Consider the following 18,171-nt stretch of genomic DNA (forward strand, 5'->3'; position numbering starts at 1 on the left):
AGGTCTTGGACAGGGGCGGGAGTCGATGTCGCACAGCATGCCCGCGGGGCACCGTCGGGGGCGTTTCACACGGCGGGGCCGGCGCGCGCGGACGTCGGCGCAGGCGATCGGGCTGACGGTTGCCGGCGCGCTCGTGCCGGGGCTGGGGTTGTTGATCGGGGGACGGCGGAAGTTGGGGGCCGCGGTGCTGGCGATCAGCGCCGGGCTGCTGGCGATCGGCGTGTACGTCGGACTCGCGCAGCGCGACTCGGTGATCGCGCTCGCGCTGTCGCCGACCGGGTTGCTCGTCACGACCGCGGCCGTCGTCGTACTCGGCGCCGCGTGGATCTGGGTCGTCGTCAGCTCGCACAAGCTGCTCCGGCCGATCAGCATGTCGTACACCGGACGGCTGACAGGCGCCCTGGTCGTCGGCGTGCTGTGCTTCGCGATCGCCGTACCGACCACCGTCACCGCGCAGACTGTGATGGCACAGCGGGACCTGATCGGGAGCGTGTTCAAGTCGCAGGGGAGTTCCCGGAGCGCGACCCGGCCGACCGTGAACGCGAAGGACCCCTGGGCGCACATCCCGCGGCTGAACATCCTGCTGCTCGGCGGTGACGACGGCCACGGCCGCACCGGGACCCGCACCGATACGGTGATGGTGGCCAGTATCGACACCAGGACCGGCAACACCGCGCTGGTCTCGCTCAGCCGGAACTGGATGCGGATGCCGTTCCCGGCGAGTTCGCCGCTGCACAAGGTGTACCCGGACGGCTTCTGGGACCCGAGCCTCGGCAACGTCGAGCAGCCGCAGTACTACCTCGACGCGATGTACGACACGATCCCGAAGAAGTACCCCGGGATCCTCGGCCAGACCGACAACGAGGGCGCCGACGTGGTGAAGCTCGCGGCCAGCGCGGCGCTCGGCCTCGACGTCGAGTACTACATGCAGGTCAGCCTGGCCGGGTTCCAGCAGATCATCGACGCGCTCGGCGGGATCACCGTGAACATCAACTACCGGGTCCCGATCGGCGGCGAGTACGGCATCGGCCCGGGCGCGAACAAGCCCAAGAAGCCGTCCGGCTACCTGGAGCCCGGGCCCAACCAGAAGCTGAACGGCCACGACGCGCTGTGGTTCGCCCGCGGCCGGTACGGGCTGAGCGACCCGTCGCGGCAGGAGCGGCAGCGCTGCACGATCCACGCGCTCGTGAACAGCGCGGATCCCGCCACGCTGGTGACGAAGTACCAGCAGATCGCTGCCGCGGGCAAGGAAATGCTCCGCACCGACGTCCCGCAGGAACTGCTGTCGGCCCTCGTCCAGCTCGGGCTGAAGGTGAAGAAGGCGAACGTCACCAACATCAACCTGAACCCTGACAAGAACTTCCCGAACGGCAGGAACCCGAACTACGCCGGGATGCGCGCGATCATCACCAACGCCCTCAACCCGCACTCCGCGACCGGCACCCCGACGCGCAGGCCGACCACCCACAAGACCACCACCAAGCCGGCCACCACCCCAGGCACCGCCCAGAACCTGAACGACGCCTGCGCCTACCACCCCACCACCGGCAGCTGACCCCGACCGTCCCACAGAAAGGCTGCGCCCATGCTCGACCTCCTCGGCATGCCCCGCGGCGAGGAGTGGCTCGTGCTGCTCGTCGTCGTCCTGCTGCTCTTCGGCCCGACCAAACTTCCTGGCCTGGTCCGCCAGCTCGCCCGGACCAAGAAGGTCTGGGACGAGGAGATCACGGGCCGCCGCAAGGCCCTGGACGAGCAGGCACCGACCGAAGCCAAACAGGAGTCGGAGCAGCAGTAGGCGCCCGCCCGAGGAAGCGGGCTACTTCTTCCGGACGTCGATCGCCAGGCTGATGCTGAATGCGGCGATCACGAGCACGCCACCGAGCAGCGTGAGCGCGGTGTCGTTCAGGGCGCCGGTGAGCATCACGACCACCAGGACGGCGAGCGTGCTGACGACCGCGACCGCGATCTTCCAGTCGTCGCCGATGATGAAGTCGTACCAGAACTGGCCGAAGGCCTTCAGATACTTCACTTCTGCACCTCCACACCGACGACGGGGCTCGCGACCGCGGGCTTGCGCAGGACCGCGACGAAGACCCGGCTGAGGATCAGCCAGGCGGCGATCAGGACCAGGATCATCAGGTCGTGCCCCGGCCAGCCGAGGCTCTCCCGGCCGCTCCGGAAGATCCCGATGCCCTCGACCGCCCAGTACGTCCCGAACGACGCGAGCAGCAGGCCGACGCCGTACTTGAGCAGGTTCTCGTTGATCATCGACAGCGGCCGCCGGAGCGCGATCGCGATCGCGAGTACGACGACCACGGCCGCCGCGGCGCCGGCGCTGGCGACCGGGATGTTGTTCGCGTTCAGGCCGAAGGTGAGGACGATGAACACGACCTCCATGCCTTCGAGGAACACGCCCTTGAACGAGACCATGAAGCCGAACAGGTCGATCCCGCCCTTGGACTCACCGGCCGCCTTGGCCTGCTCGACCTCCTCGCGGTAGATCGCGTCCTCGTCGTGGACGGCTTTGCGTCCCGACGATCTGAGGATCGCCTTGCGGAGCCATTGCAGGCCGAAGATCAGCAGCAGGCCGCCGATCGCGAGCTGCAGCGCCGACTCCGGCAGCCAGGTCGCCAGCGCGTACCCGGCCGCCACTGTCACCACTGCCAGTGCGGCCAGTGCCGCGAACGTACCGGCCATCGCCGACCGCCAGCCCCGGGTGTACCCCATCGCCATGACGATCGTGGTGGCCTCCACCATTTCCACGAAACACGCGACGAACGTCGCGATGATCAGTCCCCACGTTGCCGCGTCCATCTCTCACTTCCTCCGCTGCAGATGAAACATATGCTGCACGAAACGATAGTTACAACGGGGTGAGGTGTCAACGGAACGCCGAAGACCCGGCCGAACGTTCGTCGACCGGGTCTTCGGGGTGGAGCCGGCGTCAGGCCTCGCCCTCGGTGCGTTCGTAGACGTCGGCCTCGAACTCCTCGAGGAGGCGTTCGCAGTCGGCGACCTTGCTGCGGGCGAGATCCTTGCCGTCGGCGCCCATCCAGTCGCGGCCCTCGACCTTGGCCAGCCAGCGGCGGAGCTTCTCCAGGTCCTGGCGGATCTCCTCGGCCTCCTCGAACGTGTAGTTCTCCCGGAAGCGCTCGAACTCGATCTCCTTGACGAACTTCGTGTCGCACTCCTCGACGATCTCGGCGTACTCCTTGGCCGACTGGTCGCGGAACCCCTCGACGAACTGCTCGCGGACGTCGTCCTCGACGTCGTTGAGGGTGAGGAACACACTCGACCCGCCGAGCTCGGTGACCCGGCCGCGGACCTTCTCCATCCCGGCCCGCAACTCCTCGCGGTCGGGCAGCACACAGACGGCCTGCTGGACGTAGAACCCGCCGAGCCGTTTCAGCTCGCGCCACACCGCGACCCGGGCCCGCGACGAGTCGCTGGGCACCTTGTAGATCAGCAGCAGCCAGCTCTCCGGCTTCTTCGGGTTCGCACGTCGGGTCGCCATCTGGACAGCCTACCTAGGAGAGACCGGTTCCTACCGCGAGACCGATCGCGAACGTGACCGCCGCCGACAGTCCGCCGAGCAGTAGCTGGCGGCCGCCGCCGTACCAGAACGGGCGGGCGGTGATCTTGCCGACGATGCCACCGGTGACCACCAGGCCGAGCGCGCTCAGCAGCAGCGCGGGCAGGATGCTGCCGACGCCGAACACGAACGGGATCAGCGGGATCAGCGCGCCGATCGCGAACGCCGCGAACGACGACCCGGCCGCGACCCACGGCGACGGCAGGTCGTTGGGGTCGACGCCGAGCTCCTCGCGGACGTGCACGTCGAGCGCGACCTCCGGGTTCGAGGTCAGCTCGCGGGCCACCTCGGCGGCCAGCTCGGGACGCAGGCCCTTGGCCTCGTACATCAGCGCGAGCTCGCGCTCCTCCTCGGCCGGGTGGATCTCGAGTTCGCGCTTCTCGACGGCGATCTCGGCCCGCATCAGCTCGGTCTGGGACGAGACCGAGGTGAACTCGCCGGACGCCATCGAGCAGGCGCCGGCCACCAGCCCGGCCAGGCCGGTCATCAGCACGACCTTGCCGGTCGCGCCGCCGCCGACGACACCGGCGACCAGGGCGAAGTTCGACACCAGGCCGTCCATCACACCGAACGTGGCGGGCCGCAGCCAGCCGCCGGTGACGTCCCGGTGCGAGTGGTGGATCTCAGCGGACTGCTCCGCGAGTTCCGCGGTCATAAGGGACATCCTTCCGCACTGAGGTGAGCCTTGCCGAACTGAGGTTTGCGTAACCTCAGTTAATCTGCATCACCTGTTACATCAGTCTATTCGTTACCGAATTCATCGGCAAGAAAGGTCACCTGACCGGCCACCAGCGTGGCCAGCACGGGGAGCGCGCGCAGGTCGGCGTTCGACAACGTCGCCGGGTCTTCGGGGACCAGGACGAGATCGGCGGGGTCACCAACGGTCAGCTGATGCCGGCCGCCGGCGGCGGCCTTCAGCGCGGCCGGGAGCGGGATCGCCTGCTCGACGTGCCACGGCGGCCGCTCGTCGTCGGTGCGGTGTACGGCGTCCGCGATCGCGTGCCACGGATCGGGCTCGGCCACCGGGGCGTCGGACCCGAGTTCGAGCCTCGCCCCGGCCCGGAGCAGCGAGCCGTACGGGAACGCCGTGCGGTCCGGCCAGTGCCGGTCGGCGACGTCGCGGTCGCTCATCGCGTGCTGCGGCTGGATCGACGTGATCAGGCCCGGGCGGGCGAACCGGGTCGCGTCCTCGGGCCTGACCAGCTGGGCGTGCTCGATCCGGCCCCGGCAGCCGACCCGGTCGAACGCGTTCAGCGCGATCGTGTTCGCGCGGTCGCCGATCGCGTGCACCGCCGGGTCGAGTCCGTTGCTGGAGGCAAGCGTCATCAGCGTGACCAGTTCGTCCTCGTCGATCAGCAGCAGCCCGTGCTGCTCGCCCGCCTCGGCCTCCGGGTACGGGTCGTGGCAGTACGCCGTCCTCGTGTTCAGCGAGCCGTCCGCGACCAGCTTGAACGGCCCGACCTCGACCAGACCGTGGCCACCCGGTACGGCGTGACCGGTGCGGAGACCGAGATCGATCGCCTCGTCCAGCCAGGGCCGCCAGATCGACGTCTTCACCCGGAGCGGCACCGGCCCCTGCTCGGAACGGCGTACCCAGTCGGCGCGGTTGTCGGCGTACTCGAAGTCGATGATCGAGGTGATGCCGCGGCGGGCGGCGGCGCGGGTTGCCTCGAGCACCCACCGGTCGAGGAGCTCGCGCGGTACGTCGCGGGACAGTTCGTAGTTCACCTGGATGCAGTCCTGCTCCCGCAGTACGCCGGTCTCGTCCTCGCGGCCGAGGTGCTGGAGCAGCGCCGGGCTGAGCCAGATCGCGTGCAAATCCTGGCTGATCACGGCGACCCGTACGCCGGGCAGCGCCGCCTCGAGCATGTCCTTGTGCGGCGCGGTCGTCCACAGGCCGTCGCGGAACCCGTGCGCCATCACGACATCGCCGGCGGACAACGGCGGGCGGTCCTTGACCGCGGCGACGACGAGTTCGACGGCCTCGGCCGCGGACCGGGCGCGCTGGACGTCGATCCGGCGCCGGCGCTCGGCCCACTGCGCGGTGTGCACGTGGCCGTCGATCAGCCCGGGCAGCAGCGTGGCGCCGCGGTGGTACAGCACCTCGTCGCCGGTCTCCGGGACGACCTCGCCGATCGCGGCCAGTCGATTGTCGACGATCCGAACGTCGACAATCGGACCGTCGCTGCCGAGCCGGACCTGCCGCAGCACGGTCGCCTCTACAGTCCTCATCGGCGCGGTCATCGGCCGACCCCGTAGGAGCGCATGGTGGCGGCGAGCTCCGCGTTCCCGTGCACCTGATCCGCGTCGAGTCCGGCCAGTACGCCGGCCTGGTCGGCGGCGGGTTTGTCCTGGCTCAGCTTGGCTTTGGCGACGACCCGGGACGGCACGAGCCGGAATCCGGTGGTGTGCGGCGCGAGCTGCTCGGCGTACGCCGTCACCTGGTCGAGCCGGAACGGTCGAGGTCTCGCCTGCTCGTAGTGGTCGACGGTCCGGCTGAGTACGTCGTACGTCTCGTCGGCGGTGAGCAGTTCGGGCCGGCCGTGCAGGTGGCAGACGACGAAGTTCCAGGTCGGGACGTACGGGCCGCCGACGTACCAGTCCGGCGTGATGTAGCCGTGCGGGCCCTGGACGATGACGACGACGTCGTGCTGTCCGAGTTCGTGGCTGTCGGCGTCGACGCGGGCGAGGTGGCCGACGATCGACTGGTCCCGTTCGACGAGGACCGGGGCGTGCGAGACCACGAGTCCGGTCGGCAGGTGGCTGACCAGGGTGACCCAGGAATGACGGGTGACGAGGTCCTGGATGCGGGCGGTGTCGGTGAGGGCGTAAGCGGGGTTCTCCAGCATGCGAGAACCGTAGATTTCGGGCCCTGGCCCCGGCTTTGTCGCGCGGCAACGATTGTCGGCGGCCGCTTGTCGGCGACGACAGGTCAGTCGATCAGCCGGAGCAGCCGCAGTTGCAGCCAGGTGGCAAGGATCTGGTCGCCGTCCTCCAGGGACAGGTCGAACATCGTCTCGATCCGCCGGATCCGGTACCGCATGGTGTTCTCGTGGATGTTCAGCGCCTCCGCCGCCCGGACCGCGTCGCCGAACGAGCTGAGGTAGGTCAGCAGGCTCGCGGCGTACTCCGTCCCGTGCAGCTGATCGTGTTCGCGGATCGCCCGCACCGGCCCGAGCAATTGCCCCTCGACGGCGGCGCCCTGGTTCGCGACCATCCGCAGTACCACCTCGGTCCGGACCTGCTCGACGCTCGCGACCCGCGGCGTCGGCTCGCCGCGGGACGACCGTCCGCTGAGCACCGCGAGCACCCAGTCGGCCATCGCCCGGGACTCCGGTACGTCGGCCAGACCGGCGGCGCACGACCCGATCCCGACCAGTACGTCGAGGTGCCCCGAGCGCTGGATCGTCGCCGCGAGATCGTCGGCCAGCTTGAGCAGCCGCGGCGACGGCTCGTCGGTCGTCCGGGTCGGGAGCAGCGCGTAGACGACGCCGGAATCCGTGACACACAAGGCGCTCGAGTGCCACGCCTCGCAGTACAGCGTGACCAGGTCGACGATCCGCGACGCGGCCAGGATCGGCTCGACGTCGTCGCCGACCGGCGCGATCACCAGCACCACGCTGGGCGTGTCCGGCTTGATCCCGAGCTGGGCCGCCGCACTGCGCGGCGCGACCGCGCCGTCGAGCAACAGCCGGAGTGCCTCGGTACGCCGGGCCCGCTCGGGGTCGCGTTGTCCGCGCGCGCGGAGCAGGTGCAGCGTGGTCGCCCGGGCGGCGTCGACGAGGACGCGTTCGGCGCGGGCGACGACCGGTGGCCGGTCGGTCAGCACCCAGATCAGCCCGAGCGCCTCAGTGCCGGCGCGGACCGCGATCGCCATCCGGCTCGCGTACTCGGGCGCCGGGCTCTCGAAGTACACCGGGCTCTCGGAGCGCAGGACGGCCTGGTACTCCTCGTAGTTCGTCGGCCGGTCGGGGGTCTGACGGCCGAGGATGCCGAGCCGGCGGATCTCGTCGATCTCCTGGTGCGGCAGGTTCGAGTACGCGATCACCCGGCCGGTCGGGTCCTCGATCGTGATCGCGCCGCCGACCGAGGTCGCGATCGCGTTCGCCAGCGCGAACAGGTCGCCGATCCCGATCGCGGCGAACCGGTCGGTGGCGTCCGACAGCGCCGGCTCCTTGCTGGAGCTGATCAGCGCGTCGAGGTGCCGCCAGGCCATCTCGTCCGGGGTGGTCAGCAGCGCGATCCCGGCCTCGTCGGCGGCTTGCGTCAGCCGGGCCAGATCGTCCCCGAACGCCTTCACGACGACCGCCCGGTACCCGGCGGCCGACGCCTCGCGGACGATGCCGACGGCCTGCGTCGACGGGCTGCCGGTGAGCAGCAGGATGCCGGCGTCGGCCGGCGGCAGCGGCTCGCCCGGGCCGTGCACGACCACCTCGCGGACCTTGTCCGTCAACCGGCCGCCGGCGGTGATCACGTGCAGTGCGTGCGGGCCGAGATTCTCCACGATCCGGTCCAGGGTCCGGTCCGGCGCGTCGGCGGGCGGTTCGACGGGCACGACAAAGGTCGCCGACGGGATCGACGACTCCGGGCTGGACCGACCGTGCATACAGCGAGAATAGACGTCCTGGGCGAGATCGCTTTGTCGGATCCGACAAAGCGACCGATCATTCTGGTCGGCTGGACCAAGGCCCGCCGGCCCCCTGCGGACCCACCATGAGGGGCCCGTCCGGACGATCGAGGAGGCGACCCGCGTGCTGCCCGCGTGGCTGGAGACCGAGCTGCACACCGTCCCGGAGATCGAGGTGTTCAGCACCGCCGACGAACTCGTCGCGGAGCTGACCCGGCTGCACGATCTCCATCCCGAGCTGACCTCGCTGCGCCGGATCGGGACCTCCCGGCTCGGTGACCCGCTGCTCTGCCTGACGATCGGGTCCACCGGCCCGGACGCGCTGGTGTTCGGCCTGCCGCACCCGAACGAGCCGATCGGCGGCCTGACCGCGCTGCACCTGGCCGCGCGGGTCTGCGCGGACGAGGAGCTCCGGGAACGGCTCGGCCACCGCTGGCACATCGTCGCCTGCATCGACCCCGACGGGCTGCGGCTGAACGAAGGCTGGCTGAAGGGCCCGTTCACCCGCGAGCACTACGCCCGGAACTTCTACCGCCCGGCCGGCGACGAGCAGATCGAGTGGACGTTCCCGCTCGACTACAAGGCCGCGTACTTCGACCAGGTGCTGCCGGAGACGGCGGCGTTGATGCGGGTGATCGACCAGGTCCGCCCGCGGCTGATGTGTTCGCTGCACAACACCGAGGTCGGCGGCGCGTACTACTATCTGTCGCGGCCGGAGCCCGAGCTGCACGGCGTACTGCAGGAGATCCCCGAGCGGCTCGGGCTGAGCCTGGACCGGGGCGAGCCGGAGTCGCCGTCGATCGAGCGGTTCGCCGACGGGATCTTCCGGATGCCGGACATCGAGACGATCTACGACTACTACGTCGAGCACGACGACCCGCTGCCGGAGAAGTTCGGCGGCAACAGCAGCCACTCGTACACACGCCCGTACGGCACATTGACGCTGCTGAGCGAGCTGCCGCACTGGGACGACGCGCGGGTGAGCGACGCGTCGCCGACCACGACGACGTACGCCGAAGTGCTCCGCGAACAGGCGGACGGGTTCCGCGAGCTGGTCGGGTGGATGGAGGAGATCCTGACCGCGACCGGGGACGAGCTGACCGCGGGGTCAGCGTACGTGCGGGCCGGCCGGTACTACGCGCGGGTGATGGCGCCGTCGCCGGACGGGATCGAGAAGCGCGCGGCCGAGCCCGACGCGCAACGTCCCGCGACGGTCGCCGAGCTGGCCTCGGTGCGGGACTCGGTGCACATGTTCCGGCTGCGGTACGCCGGGATGCTGCTCCGGGCGCTCGACGGAGAGGTTGCCATCGGCAACGTCACACCGGCGATCCGGACGGCGCGGCAGCGGTTGGCCGCGCAGTACGACGACTGGCTCGCGGCGGCGGCCGCGGCGGCGTCGATGGTGCAGATCCCGATCCGCTCGCTGGTCGCGTCGCAGTACGCCGCACTGGCCGCGACCGCCGAGTACCTGACCCGTGCCCAGTAGCCCGCGGATCGAGCAGCTCCGCCGGGACCTCGACGGCGGACCGGTGGACGGCGTACTCGCGCGCTTCTGGGGCGAGGTCGCGTTGACCGGCACGCCGCTGATCGAGCCGTACGACGACGACCAGCGGCTCGTCACATTCCTGTGGAAGGAGGAACGGCCGGTCGGGACCGTCGCGGTGATCGGCGGACCGGCACTGTGGTGGGAGATCCCCGACAACCAGCTGGAGCGGCTCGACGGTACGGATGTGTGGTTCCGGACGTATCTGGTGTGGGCGGACCACCGGGCGCGGTACGTGCTCTCGCCGGAGGACTCGCTGGAGCCGCTGGCCGCCGCCGGTACGCCGGAAGCGGTCGCGCGGGCGGCGACGTTCGTGCCGGACCCGTTCAACCGGTCGCCGTTCACGCTGCCGGGTGTCGTGGGCGATCCGGTGAGTCCGCCGCAGCATTTCTCGACGTTCGCGCTGGACCAGGCGACGCCGCGGGACTGGTGCGCGCCGCGGGCCGGCGTACGCCGTGGAGCGATCCGTGAGGAGACCGTCGCGTCGGAGGTGCTGGGGAACGAGCGGACCGTCTGGTTGTGGGAGTCCGCCGTACAGGGTCCCGATCCGGCGCTGCTCGTGCTGCTGGACGGGCGGGACTGGAACGAGGCGTTGCCGATCTTCCCGACGCTGGACAATCTGGTCGACGCGGGCGAGCTGCCGCCGCTGGTCGCCGTACTTCCGGACAGCATCGACTTCACTACCAGGGCACGTGAATTGCCATGTAACGAAGGGTTCCTGACGTTTGTAGTGGACGAGTTGTTGCCATGGGCGCGTAAGTTGACCGGCGCGACGCCCGATCCGCGGCGGACCGTGATCGCCGGGAAGAGTTACGGCGGGCTGGCGTCGGTGTACGCCGGGCTGCGACGGCCGGACGTCTTCGGGACGGTGATCGCGCAGTCGGGCTCGTTCTGGTGGAGTCCGCCGGACGAGGAGCCCGAGTACCTGCTCCGGCAGGTGGACCGTGAGCTCCCGGTCCGGTTCTGCCTGGACGTCGGGCTGCAGGAGGGGGACTGGATGATCCCGCAGACCCAGCGCCTCGCCGACGCCCTCGAGCGGTACGCCGACGAGGTCGTCTACCGCGAGTACAACGGCGGCCACGACCTGAACTGCTGGCTGGCCGAACTCCCCGCCGAACTCCGCTGGGCGTTCGGGGACTAGGCCCACCAGTCCCGGCCGCCGATCGTGCCGACACGGCGGTCGTAATCCCAGCGGAAGATCTCGCGGCCCTGCTGGTACGCGACCTCGACCCGCTGCATCGGGTCGAGCGGGTCGCCGGACCAGATGCACAGGTCGGCGTCCTTGCCCGGGGCAAGCGATCCGAGACGGTCCGCGATCCCCAGCGCGCGGGCCGGGTTGAGCGTGACGGCCCGCAGCGCGACGTCCCGGTCCAGCCCCTCACGGACGGCGTACGCGGCCTGGACGATCAGCAGGTTGGCCGGGATCACCGGGTGGTCGGTGACCAGCGACAGCTCGATCCCCGCCTCCGCGAGCAGCCGGGCGTTCCGGAACGCCCGGTTCCGGAGCTCGACCTTGCCGCGGCCGACAATCAGCGGGCCGAGCAGTACCGGGATGTTGCGCTCGGCAAGGAGATCGGCCACCAGGTGCGCCTCCGTGCCGTGGTCGATCACCAGGTCGTACCCGAACTCGTCGGCCAGCCGGACCGCCGTCCGGATGTCGTCCGCCCGATGGCAGTGCTGCCGCCACGGGATCTCCCGGCGCAGGACCCGGCCGAGCGCCTCCTTGCCGAGATCGACCGGCGTACCGTCGTACTGCCGCGCCTCCGCCAGCGCCTGGCGGATCACCGCGGCGATGCCCATCCGGGTGGCCGGGAGCCGGCCGGCGTCACCGTGGTACCGCTTCGGGTTCTCGCCGAGCGCGGACTTCATCCCGGCGGGGGAGCGCAGTACCAGCTCGTCCACGGTCCGGCCGGTGCAGCGGACCGCGACCGTCTCGCCGGCGATCGGGTTGCACGAGCCGGGGTTGATCCCGACCGCGAGGACGCCGCCGCCGACCGCGTCCCGGAACCCCTCGTCCGCGGGGTTGATCGCGTCCAGCGCCCGCAACTGCGCGGTCACCGGGGTGGTTGCCTCGTCGTGGTCGTCGCCGGCCCACCCTTCGCCCTCCTCGAGCGTGCCCATGTGGGTGTGCGCGTCGATCAGCCCCGGCAGCACCCAGCGGCCGCGGGCGTCCACGACCGTGGCGTCCTCGGGTACGGCGACCGCGGCGCCGACGGCGGCGATCCGCCCGTCGTCGACCAGCACCGTCCCGCCGGGGATCGGAGGTCCGTCGATCGGGACCACGGTCGCGCCCTGGATGGCCAGCATCGTCATGGTCTGCATCCTGTCCGGATCGACCCGGCTTTGAGGCTGTCGATCTCGACAACATCGGCGCGCCGAATCTGACCTGTCCGATAAGGCTGCCCCTTCACCGCGCGGGCCAAGGTGGGGCAGACCGATCCCCTGGAGGCCCCTGATGACCGGAATTCCCGCCAGTTCCGCGGCCCGTGTACGGCGGCGCGTCGTCGCCGTGCTCGCGGCCGTCTCGATGACGGTGCTCGCCGCGTGCGCCGGGAAGAGCTCGGCCAGTGACGGGGACCAGACCTTCGCCGTCGGCATCCCGGCGTTCTTCGTGCAGAATCTGACGCCCGGCAGCTCCGGCAGCAGCTACGTCGACTACGCGATCTGGTCGCCGCTGACCCGGGTCGACGGACAGAGCGGCAAGGTCGAGCTGCTGGTCGCGGACTCGATCGAGTCCACCGACAACGTCCACTGGACGATCAAACTGAAGTCCGGCTGGACGTTCCAGGACGGCAGCCCGGTGACCGCGCAGTCGTTCGCGGACTCCTGGAACACGACCGCGCTCGGCGCCAACGCCCAGACCAACAACGCGTCGACCTCGATCTTCGCCGGGTACGCCGCGATGAACCCGCCGAAGGGCAAGCCGGCCGCGAAGACGTTGTCCGGCGTCCACGTCGTCGACAAGTCCACGCTCGAGGTCACGCTGCTCAAGCCGAACGCGCTGCTGCCGTACATCCTGTCCTCGACCGCGTTCGCACCGCTCCCGGCGAGCGCGGCCAAGGACCTGAAGAACTTCGGCACCCACCCGATCGGCAACGGCCCGTACAAGACCAGCGGCTGGGACACCGGCGCGCAGGAGATCAAGCTCGAGCGGTACGACGGGTACAGCGGCGCCAAGGCCCTTGCCAGCGGCATCGACCTGCACGTGTACCAGCAGACCGGAGCGATCTACACCGACTTCCAGGCCGGCACGATCGACCTCGCGCTGCTCGACGGCGCCGACCTGTCCAAGGCCAAGAAGGACACCCCGAGCCAGGTCGTCGACGTCCAGTACCCAGCCGTCGTGTACCTGAGTTTCCCCATGTACGACAGCCGGTTCGCGAACCCCCGGCTGCGCAAGGCGATCTCGATGGCGATCGACCGGGACGCGATCGTCAAGTCGTTGCTGGGCGGCAACGCGAAGGCCGCCACCGGACTCGCGCCGCCGACGCTGACCGGTGGCGGTGAGGCGAAGTGCGACGCCTGCAAGTACGACCCGCAGGGCGCCAAGGCCGCGCTGCAGGCGGCCGGCGGGTGGAACGGCCCGATGACGCTCTACAGCTACCAGGACCCGACGAACGAGAAGGTGCTGCAGGCGATCGCGAACCAGCTCCGCACGAACCTCGGCCTCCAGAAGGTCAGCTTCGAGTCGCAGCCGATCGCGCAGCTGTACCAGGGCCTCGGCGGCAAGTCGATCAAGGGCCCGAGCCTGCTGTACTCCGGTGCGCCGTACCCGCACATCTACGCGCTCGCGGACCAGATGTTCTCGGCCGGCGCGCCGCTGAACGTGACCGGGTACGACTCGAAGGCGTTCGCCGGCCTGATCGCGCAGGCGGCGTCGAGCAAGGACGCCGACTCGACGACGAACTACGCCAAGCAGGCGGCCGAGCAGGCGCTCACGGACCTCCCGGTGGCGCCGCTGTACTGGCCGGTCGGCGGGCTGGTGCATTCGGATCGGCTGAGCGGAGTCGTACCGGAGGTGCTCGGCGGCGCCCGGCTGTCGGTCGTCAAGGTCGGCTGATGGCCGGGTACGTGCTCCGCCGGCTGGCCGGGATGGTCCCGGTCGTGCTCGGTACGACGCTGCTGATCTTCGCCGCGGTGTACGCGCTGCCGGGCGATCCGATCAAGGCGCTGGCCGGTCCGGGACGGGTGCTGTCGCCGTCGGTCGAGGAGGCGCTGCGGGCGCGGTTCCACCTGGACCAGCCGTTGTGGTCGCAGTACGGGCACTATCTCGGCGGTCTCGTGCGGGGCGATCTCGGGATCGACCTGCAGGGGCACGAGGTGTCGGACCTGGTCGTCCGGGCGTGGCCGTACACGTTGCAGCTCGGGCTCACCGCCTGGGCGATCATGGCGGTGGCCGGGATCGCGCTCGGGACCTTCGCCGGGATGCGCCAGGGCGGCACGGTCGACTGGATCGTGCTGACCGCGACGACGGTGGTGGTCGGCGTTCCGTACTTCGTGGTCGCGTACGTCGCGCAGATCCTGCTCGGCGTGAACCTCGGCTGGTTCCCGACCTCCGGCGTACGGGAGGGGTGGCCGGCGAGCTACCTGCTGCCGGCCGCGGTACTGGCGCTGTTCGGCATCCCCGAGCTGGTCCGGCTGACCCGCGCCAGCATCATCGAGAACCGGTACGCCGACTACGTGGACACCGCGATCGCGAAAGGCCTGCCGCAGCGGACGATCGTGGTCCGGCACATCCTGCGGAACTCGCTCGTCCCGGTGGTGTCGGTGCTCGGGCTCAGCCTCGGGTACATGGTCAGCGGCACGGTGCTGATCGAGGGCATCTTCAACATCCCCGGACTCGGGTACGTCGTGTTCAACGGGATCTCGCAGCAGAACGGGCCGGTCGTCGTCGGGGTCTGCAGCCTGCTGGTGCTGGTGTACCTGATCATCAACCTGCTCGTGGACATCGTCTACGGCCTACTGGACCCGAGGATCAGCCTTGCCGGCCGCAAGTGAGGTGCTGGCGGCTCCGCGGTCGCGCCGGCGGGTGTTGCGGAAGCCGCGGATCGCGATCCCGCTCGGGGTCGTCGTACTGATCCTGGTCGTGGCCGCCGTACCGGGGGTGTTCGCGCCGGTCGATCCGCGGGCGTGCGACCTCGGGCACAGCGGGAACGGCCCGGTCGCGGGGCATCCGTTCGGGTTCGACATCCAGGGCTGCGACCTGTACAGCAACGTGGTGTACGGGACCCGGTCGTCGGTGACGATCGGCTTCACCGTCACCGCCGGGTGCGTGCTGATCGCGTTGGTGCTCGGGTGTCTGGCGGCGTACTACCGCGGCGCGGTCGATGCCGTGATCAGCCGCACGATGGACATCTTCTTCGGCTTCCCGGCGCTGGTCGGTCAGGTCGTCATCCTGAACACGCTGCACCAGCGGAACGTCGTCGTGGTGTCCGCCGTACTGATCCTGTTCGCGTGGCCCGCGATGACCCGGCTGATGCGGTCGGCCGCGCTCGCGACCGTCGACCTGGACTTCGTGAAGGCGGCCCGCGGTCTCGGCGCCGGGCCGGTACGGGTGATCGCCCGGCACGTGCTGCCGAACTCCTTCGCGCCGATCCTCGCGGTCGCCAGCCTCGGCGTCGGCGGGATGATCACCGCCGAGTCTGCTTTGACGTTCCTCGGCGTCGGGCTGCGGGCGCCGTCGATCTCGTGGGGCGTCCAGCTGAACCAGGCACAGGACTCGTTCCGCGACCACCCGCAACTGCTGCTGTTCCCGTCCCTGTTCCTGTCCGTGACCGTGCTGTCGTTCGTGATGCTCGGCGACGCGTTGCGGGACACCTTCGATCCGAGGTCGCGATGACACCACTGCTGGAGGTCTCGGACCTGACCGTGGAGTTCCGTACGGCGCGGGGCTGGAACGTCGCTGTGGACGGCGTCGACCTGGCGTTGACGCCGGGGCGGACGCTGGCGGTGCTGGGGGAGTCCGGGTCGGGCAAGAGCGCGACGGCGCGGGCGATCATGGGCGTGCTTCCGGCCGAGGTCGGCCGGGTCGGACGTGGCCGCGTGGTGCTCGACGGTCAGGACCTGCTGCAGTTGTCGGCGGAGCAGCGACGTACCGTCCGAGGAGCTCGGGTCGGGATGGTGTTCCAGGACGCGCTGTCGGCGCTGAACCCGGTGCTGCCGGTCGGGTACCAGATCGGTGAGGGCTGCAGGGTGCACCTGGGGATGTCGCGGCGCGCGGCCCGGCGGCGGGCGCTGGAACTGCTGGACCGGGTCGGGATCCCGGACGCGGCCCGGCGGATCGACGACTACCCGCACCAGTTCTCCGGCGGGATGCGGCAACGGGTGATGATCGCGACCGCGCTGGCCGCCGACCCGGAGATCCTGATCGCGGACGAGCCGACGACCGCGCTCGACGTCACCGTGCAGGCGCAGATCCTGCAGCTGCTCGCGTCCCTGCAGGCGGATCGGCAGATGAGCCTGATGCTGATCACCCACGACATGGGCGTGGTGGCCGGGATGGCGGACGACATCCTGGTGATGTACGCCGGCCGCGTCGTCGAGCAGGGTCCCGCGGACGACGTCTTCGAACGGCCGGCGCATCCGTACACGCGGGCGTTGCTGGACTCGATCTGTACGGCGGACCGGAAGGGCCTGCCGCTCAAGGTGATCAGCGGGCAGCCGCCGGACCTCGGCAACCTCCCCTCGGGCTGCGCGTTCCGTACTCGCTGCGGGCAGGCAGCCGACGTCTGCCGGACCACGCCGCCGGTCCTGTCGGTCTCACCGGTCCATCAGGCCGCGTGCCACTTCGCGGGAGGTGCGGGATGACCGCAGTACTTCGAGCCGGCGGCGTACGGCGTACTTTCCGGATCGGCGGGTTGCTCGGCGGACGGCGGGGGACCGTGCACGCGGTGGACGGGGTCGATCTGGAGCTGGGGAGCGGCGAGACGCTCGGGATCGTTGGCGAATCGGGGTCTGGGAAGTCGACGCTGGCGCAGTTGCTGGTCGGGATGGAGCGGCCGAGCGCGGGGGAGATCGAGCTGCTCGGCGAGCCGCTGCACACGATGCGCGGGCGGCGGTTGCGGCGGGCGCGGCGCGACATCCAGCTGGTGCACCAGGATCCGTACACGTCGCTGGATCCGCGGATGACGATCGGAGCGATCGTCCGGGAGCCGCTGGAGATCCACCCGGACGTCGTACCGCGGGCGGATCGGGCGAAGGCGGTCGCGGAGTTGCTGGAGATGGTCGGGCTGAACCCGGATCAGTCGGAGCGGCTGCCGCACCAGTTCTCCGGTGGGCAACGGCAACGGGTCGGGATCGCGCGGGCGCTGGCTCTGCGGCCGAAGGTGCTCGTGTGTGACGAGCCGGTGTCGGCTTTGGACGTGTCGGTGCAGGCCCAGATCGTGAACCTGCTCGAGCAGTTGCAGCGGGAGTTGGGGATTGCATACGTATTCATCGCGCACGACCTGGCGGTGGTGCAGCACATCGCGGACCGGGTCGCGGTGATGTACCTCGGGCGGTTCGTCGAGGAGGGGGACTCGGTGCAGGTGTATGACCGGCCGCGGCACCCGTACACGAAGGCGCTGCTCGCGGCGGCGCCCGCACCTGATCGGTCGGCGCGGCACCGGCCGCCCGAGATCGTGCTGCGCGGCGAACCGCCGAGCCCGCTGGATCCGCCGTCGGGTTGTCATTTCCGGACCCGGTGCTGGCTGGCCGAGGACCGGTGTGCTTCGGACGATCCCGCGCTGCTGCGGGTGGGTGCGAGCGCGGTCGCCTGTCACTACCCCCTCGCCGAACCGTTGCCGGAGGCAACCCATGCCGGCTGACGGAGGCCTGACCGCGGCCGAGGCGGCGGCCCGCTCGGCCGTGGTCTCGGTGACGTCGTACGCCATAACCCTCGACCTCACCCCGCTCACCACCGGCGACCACTTCACCTCCCGCACCACCGTCGACTTCAGCTACGACGGCACCGGCGGCCCAGGCCTCACGTGGATAGACCTGGTCGCCGACCAGGTCGACCAGGTCGCCCTGGACGGCGTCCCCCTAGACCCGTCCGAAGCACTCCGCGGCCCCCGCCTCCGCCTCGCCCCCCTAGGCGGCCCCCACCGCCTCGACATCCACTCCCGCCACCGAGCCGGCCCGGGCCGCGGCCTCTCCAAGACCGTCGATCCCGCCCCCGCCCCCGTCCCCGGCTCCGGCGTTGGCTCCGCCTCCGCCTCCGCTCCCGGCTCCGCTCCCGGCTCCGCCTCCGCCTCCGCTCCCGGCTCCGCCCCCGCCCCCCGCTCCGGCGTTGGCTCCGACTCCGGAGCCGGCCCGAGCACCAGCGTCCGCGCCGCCGTCGGCGGCGCGGACGCCGCGGGGGGGGGGGGAGGTGGTGGGCGCGGGGGTGGTGGGGGGTGTGTCGTTTACACCTCGGACGGTGGCGGCGGC

The 18,171-nt window shown here is 70.5% G+C and carries 17 protein-coding genes and 1 pseudogene; 10 read left to right on the plus strand and 8 right to left on the minus strand.

The features are described from left to right. The first annotated feature begins 37 nt into the window (after window positions 1-37). A complete protein-coding gene (locus ACFV9C_RS33985; RefSeq protein ID WP_380200019.1) occupies window positions 38-1,555 on the plus strand; it encodes an LCP family protein in 1,518 nt (505 codons plus the stop codon). A 30-nt stretch (window positions 1,556-1,585) separates the two neighbouring features. Further along, entirely contained in the window at window positions 1,586-1,795 is a 210-nt protein-coding gene (locus tag ACFV9C_RS33990; protein ID WP_380200021.1) for a twin-arginine translocase TatA/TatE family subunit, read from the plus strand. A gap of 21 nt (window positions 1,796-1,816) precedes the next feature. Here ACFV9C_RS33990 and ACFV9C_RS33995 read toward each other — a convergent pair whose 3' ends face one another. From ACFV9C_RS33995 to ACFV9C_RS34025, 7 genes are all read right to left on the minus strand, one after another. Continuing rightward, window positions 1,817-2,029 carry a hypothetical protein gene (locus ACFV9C_RS33995; RefSeq protein WP_380200023.1) on the minus strand — a complete coding sequence of 71 codons (213 nt, stop codon included), beginning with the start codon at window positions 2,027-2,029 and terminating at the stop codon, window positions 1,817-1,819. Next, a complete protein-coding gene (locus ACFV9C_RS34000; RefSeq protein ID WP_380200025.1) occupies window positions 2,026-2,814 on the minus strand; it encodes a COG4280 domain-containing protein in 789 nt (262 codons plus the stop codon). The genes ACFV9C_RS33995 and ACFV9C_RS34000 overlap by 4 nt, the downstream gene beginning before the upstream one ends. Before the next feature lie 130 nt (window positions 2,815-2,944). After that, a complete protein-coding gene (locus ACFV9C_RS34005) occupies window positions 2,945-3,514 on the minus strand; it encodes a Chromate resistance protein ChrB (protein ID WP_380200029.1) in 570 nt (189 codons plus the stop codon). A 13-nt stretch (window positions 3,515-3,527) separates the two neighbouring features. Next, complete coding sequence (locus tag ACFV9C_RS34010) at window positions 3,528-4,247, minus strand: VIT1/CCC1 transporter family protein (protein WP_380200032.1); 720 nt, start codon at window positions 4,245-4,247, stop codon at window positions 3,528-3,530. Window positions 4,248-4,333: 86 nt separating this feature from the next. Next, window positions 4,334-5,824 (minus strand): amidohydrolase, encoded by a 1,491-nt coding sequence (locus tag ACFV9C_RS34015; RefSeq protein WP_380200034.1) that lies wholly within the window; start codon window positions 5,822-5,824, stop codon window positions 4,334-4,336. 8 nt (window positions 5,825-5,832) lie between these two features. Continuing rightward, entirely contained in the window at window positions 5,833-6,441 is a 609-nt protein-coding gene (locus ACFV9C_RS34020; protein ID WP_380200036.1) for an FMN-binding negative transcriptional regulator, read from the minus strand. 83 nt (window positions 6,442-6,524) lie between these two features. After that, the gene (locus ACFV9C_RS34025) at window positions 6,525-8,198 is read right to left on the minus strand and encodes a PucR family transcriptional regulator (protein WP_380200038.1); all 1,674 of its coding nucleotides are present in this window, start codon (window positions 8,196-8,198) and stop codon (window positions 6,525-6,527) included. Window positions 8,199-8,343: 145 nt separating this feature from the next. On the opposite strand from ACFV9C_RS34025, the gene ACFV9C_RS34030 reads away from it, so the two are divergent. Continuing rightward, window positions 8,344-9,705: a M14 family zinc carboxypeptidase gene (locus ACFV9C_RS34030; protein WP_380200040.1), complete on the plus strand. Its 1,362-nt coding sequence runs from the start codon at window positions 8,344-8,346 to the stop codon at window positions 9,703-9,705. Further along, window positions 9,695-10,903, plus strand: coding sequence for an enterochelin esterase (fes, locus tag ACFV9C_RS34035; RefSeq protein ID WP_380200042.1), 1,209 nt, complete (start codon window positions 9,695-9,697; stop codon window positions 10,901-10,903). The genes ACFV9C_RS34030 and fes overlap by 11 nt, the downstream gene beginning before the upstream one ends. Here the strand turns inward: fes and ACFV9C_RS34040 are convergent. Beyond that, on the minus strand, window positions 10,900-12,075 hold the full coding sequence (locus tag ACFV9C_RS34040) for an amidohydrolase (protein ID WP_380200044.1): 1,176 nt from the start codon (window positions 12,073-12,075) through the stop codon (window positions 10,900-10,902). The genes fes and ACFV9C_RS34040 overlap by 4 nt on opposite strands. 142 nt (window positions 12,076-12,217) lie before the next feature. Between ACFV9C_RS34040 and ACFV9C_RS34045 the strand changes: the two genes are divergently transcribed. From ACFV9C_RS34045 to ACFV9C_RS34070, 6 genes and pseudogenes are all read left to right on the plus strand, one after another. Beyond that, a complete protein-coding gene (locus ACFV9C_RS34045; RefSeq protein WP_380200046.1) occupies window positions 12,218-13,822 on the plus strand; it encodes an ABC transporter substrate-binding protein in 1,605 nt (534 codons plus the stop codon). Next, the gene (locus ACFV9C_RS34050; RefSeq protein ID WP_380200048.1) at window positions 13,822-14,760 is read left to right on the plus strand and encodes an ABC transporter permease; all 939 of its coding nucleotides are present in this window, start codon (window positions 13,822-13,824) and stop codon (window positions 14,758-14,760) included. Before ACFV9C_RS34045 ends, ACFV9C_RS34050 begins: the two co-directional genes overlap by 1 nt. After that, window positions 14,744-15,601: an ABC transporter permease gene (locus tag ACFV9C_RS34055; protein ID WP_380200050.1), complete on the plus strand. Its 858-nt coding sequence runs from the start codon at window positions 14,744-14,746 to the stop codon at window positions 15,599-15,601. Before ACFV9C_RS34050 ends, ACFV9C_RS34055 begins: the two co-directional genes overlap by 17 nt. Then, window positions 15,598-16,569, plus strand: coding sequence for an ABC transporter ATP-binding protein (locus tag ACFV9C_RS34060; RefSeq protein WP_380200052.1), 972 nt, complete (start codon window positions 15,598-15,600; stop codon window positions 16,567-16,569). The genes ACFV9C_RS34055 and ACFV9C_RS34060 overlap by 4 nt, the downstream gene beginning before the upstream one ends. Further along, the gene (locus ACFV9C_RS34065; RefSeq protein WP_380200054.1) at window positions 16,566-17,567 is read left to right on the plus strand and encodes an ABC transporter ATP-binding protein; all 1,002 of its coding nucleotides are present in this window, start codon (window positions 16,566-16,568) and stop codon (window positions 17,565-17,567) included. The genes ACFV9C_RS34060 and ACFV9C_RS34065 overlap by 4 nt, the downstream gene beginning before the upstream one ends. Continuing rightward, window positions 17,557-18,171 (plus strand): annotated as a pseudogene (locus ACFV9C_RS34070) (hypothetical protein); the annotation flags it as partial. The gene ACFV9C_RS34065 and the pseudogene ACFV9C_RS34070, both read left to right, overlap by 11 nt.

It is taken from the genome of Kribbella sp. NPDC059898 (assembly GCF_042730855.1).
GTDB lineage: Bacteria > Actinomycetota > Actinomycetes > Propionibacteriales > Kribbellaceae > Kribbella.

Bases quoted from the DNA above. Each gene is read 5' to 3' on its own strand.
- ACFV9C_RS33985 (WP_380200019.1), top strand. From the start codon at position 38: ATGCCCGCGGGGCACCGTCGGGGGCGTTTCACACGGCGGGGCCGGCGC.
- ACFV9C_RS33990 (WP_380200021.1), top strand. From the start codon at position 1,586: ATGCTCGACCTCCTCGGCATGCCCCGCGGCGAGGAGTGGCTCGTGCTG.
- ACFV9C_RS34000 (WP_380200025.1), bottom strand. From the start codon at position 2,814: ATGGACGCGGCAACGTGGGGACTGATCATCGCGACGTTCGTCGCGTGT.
- ACFV9C_RS34005 (WP_380200029.1), bottom strand. From the start codon at position 3,514: ATGGCGACCCGACGTGCGAACCCGAAGAAGCCGGAGAGCTGGCTGCTG.
- ACFV9C_RS34010 (WP_380200032.1), bottom strand. From the start codon at position 4,247: ATGACCGCGGAACTCGCGGAGCAGTCCGCTGAGATCCACCACTCGCAC.
- ACFV9C_RS34015 (WP_380200034.1), bottom strand. From the start codon at position 5,824: ATGAGGACTGTAGAGGCGACCGTGCTGCGGCAGGTCCGGCTCGGCAGC.
- ACFV9C_RS34020 (WP_380200036.1), bottom strand. From the start codon at position 6,441: ATGCTGGAGAACCCCGCTTACGCCCTCACCGACACCGCCCGCATCCAG.
- ACFV9C_RS34025 (WP_380200038.1), bottom strand. From the start codon at position 8,198: ATGCACGGTCGGTCCAGCCCGGAGTCGTCGATCCCGTCGGCGACCTTT.
- ACFV9C_RS34040 (WP_380200044.1), bottom strand. From the start codon at position 12,075: ATGACGATGCTGGCCATCCAGGGCGCGACCGTGGTCCCGATCGACGGA.
- ACFV9C_RS34045 (WP_380200046.1), top strand. From the start codon at position 12,218: ATGACCGGAATTCCCGCCAGTTCCGCGGCCCGTGTACGGCGGCGCGTC.
- ACFV9C_RS34050 (WP_380200048.1), top strand. From the start codon at position 13,822: ATGGCCGGGTACGTGCTCCGCCGGCTGGCCGGGATGGTCCCGGTCGTG.
- ACFV9C_RS34060 (WP_380200052.1), top strand. From the start codon at position 15,598: ATGACACCACTGCTGGAGGTCTCGGACCTGACCGTGGAGTTCCGTACG.
- ACFV9C_RS34065 (WP_380200054.1), top strand. From the start codon at position 16,566: ATGACCGCAGTACTTCGAGCCGGCGGCGTACGGCGTACTTTCCGGATC.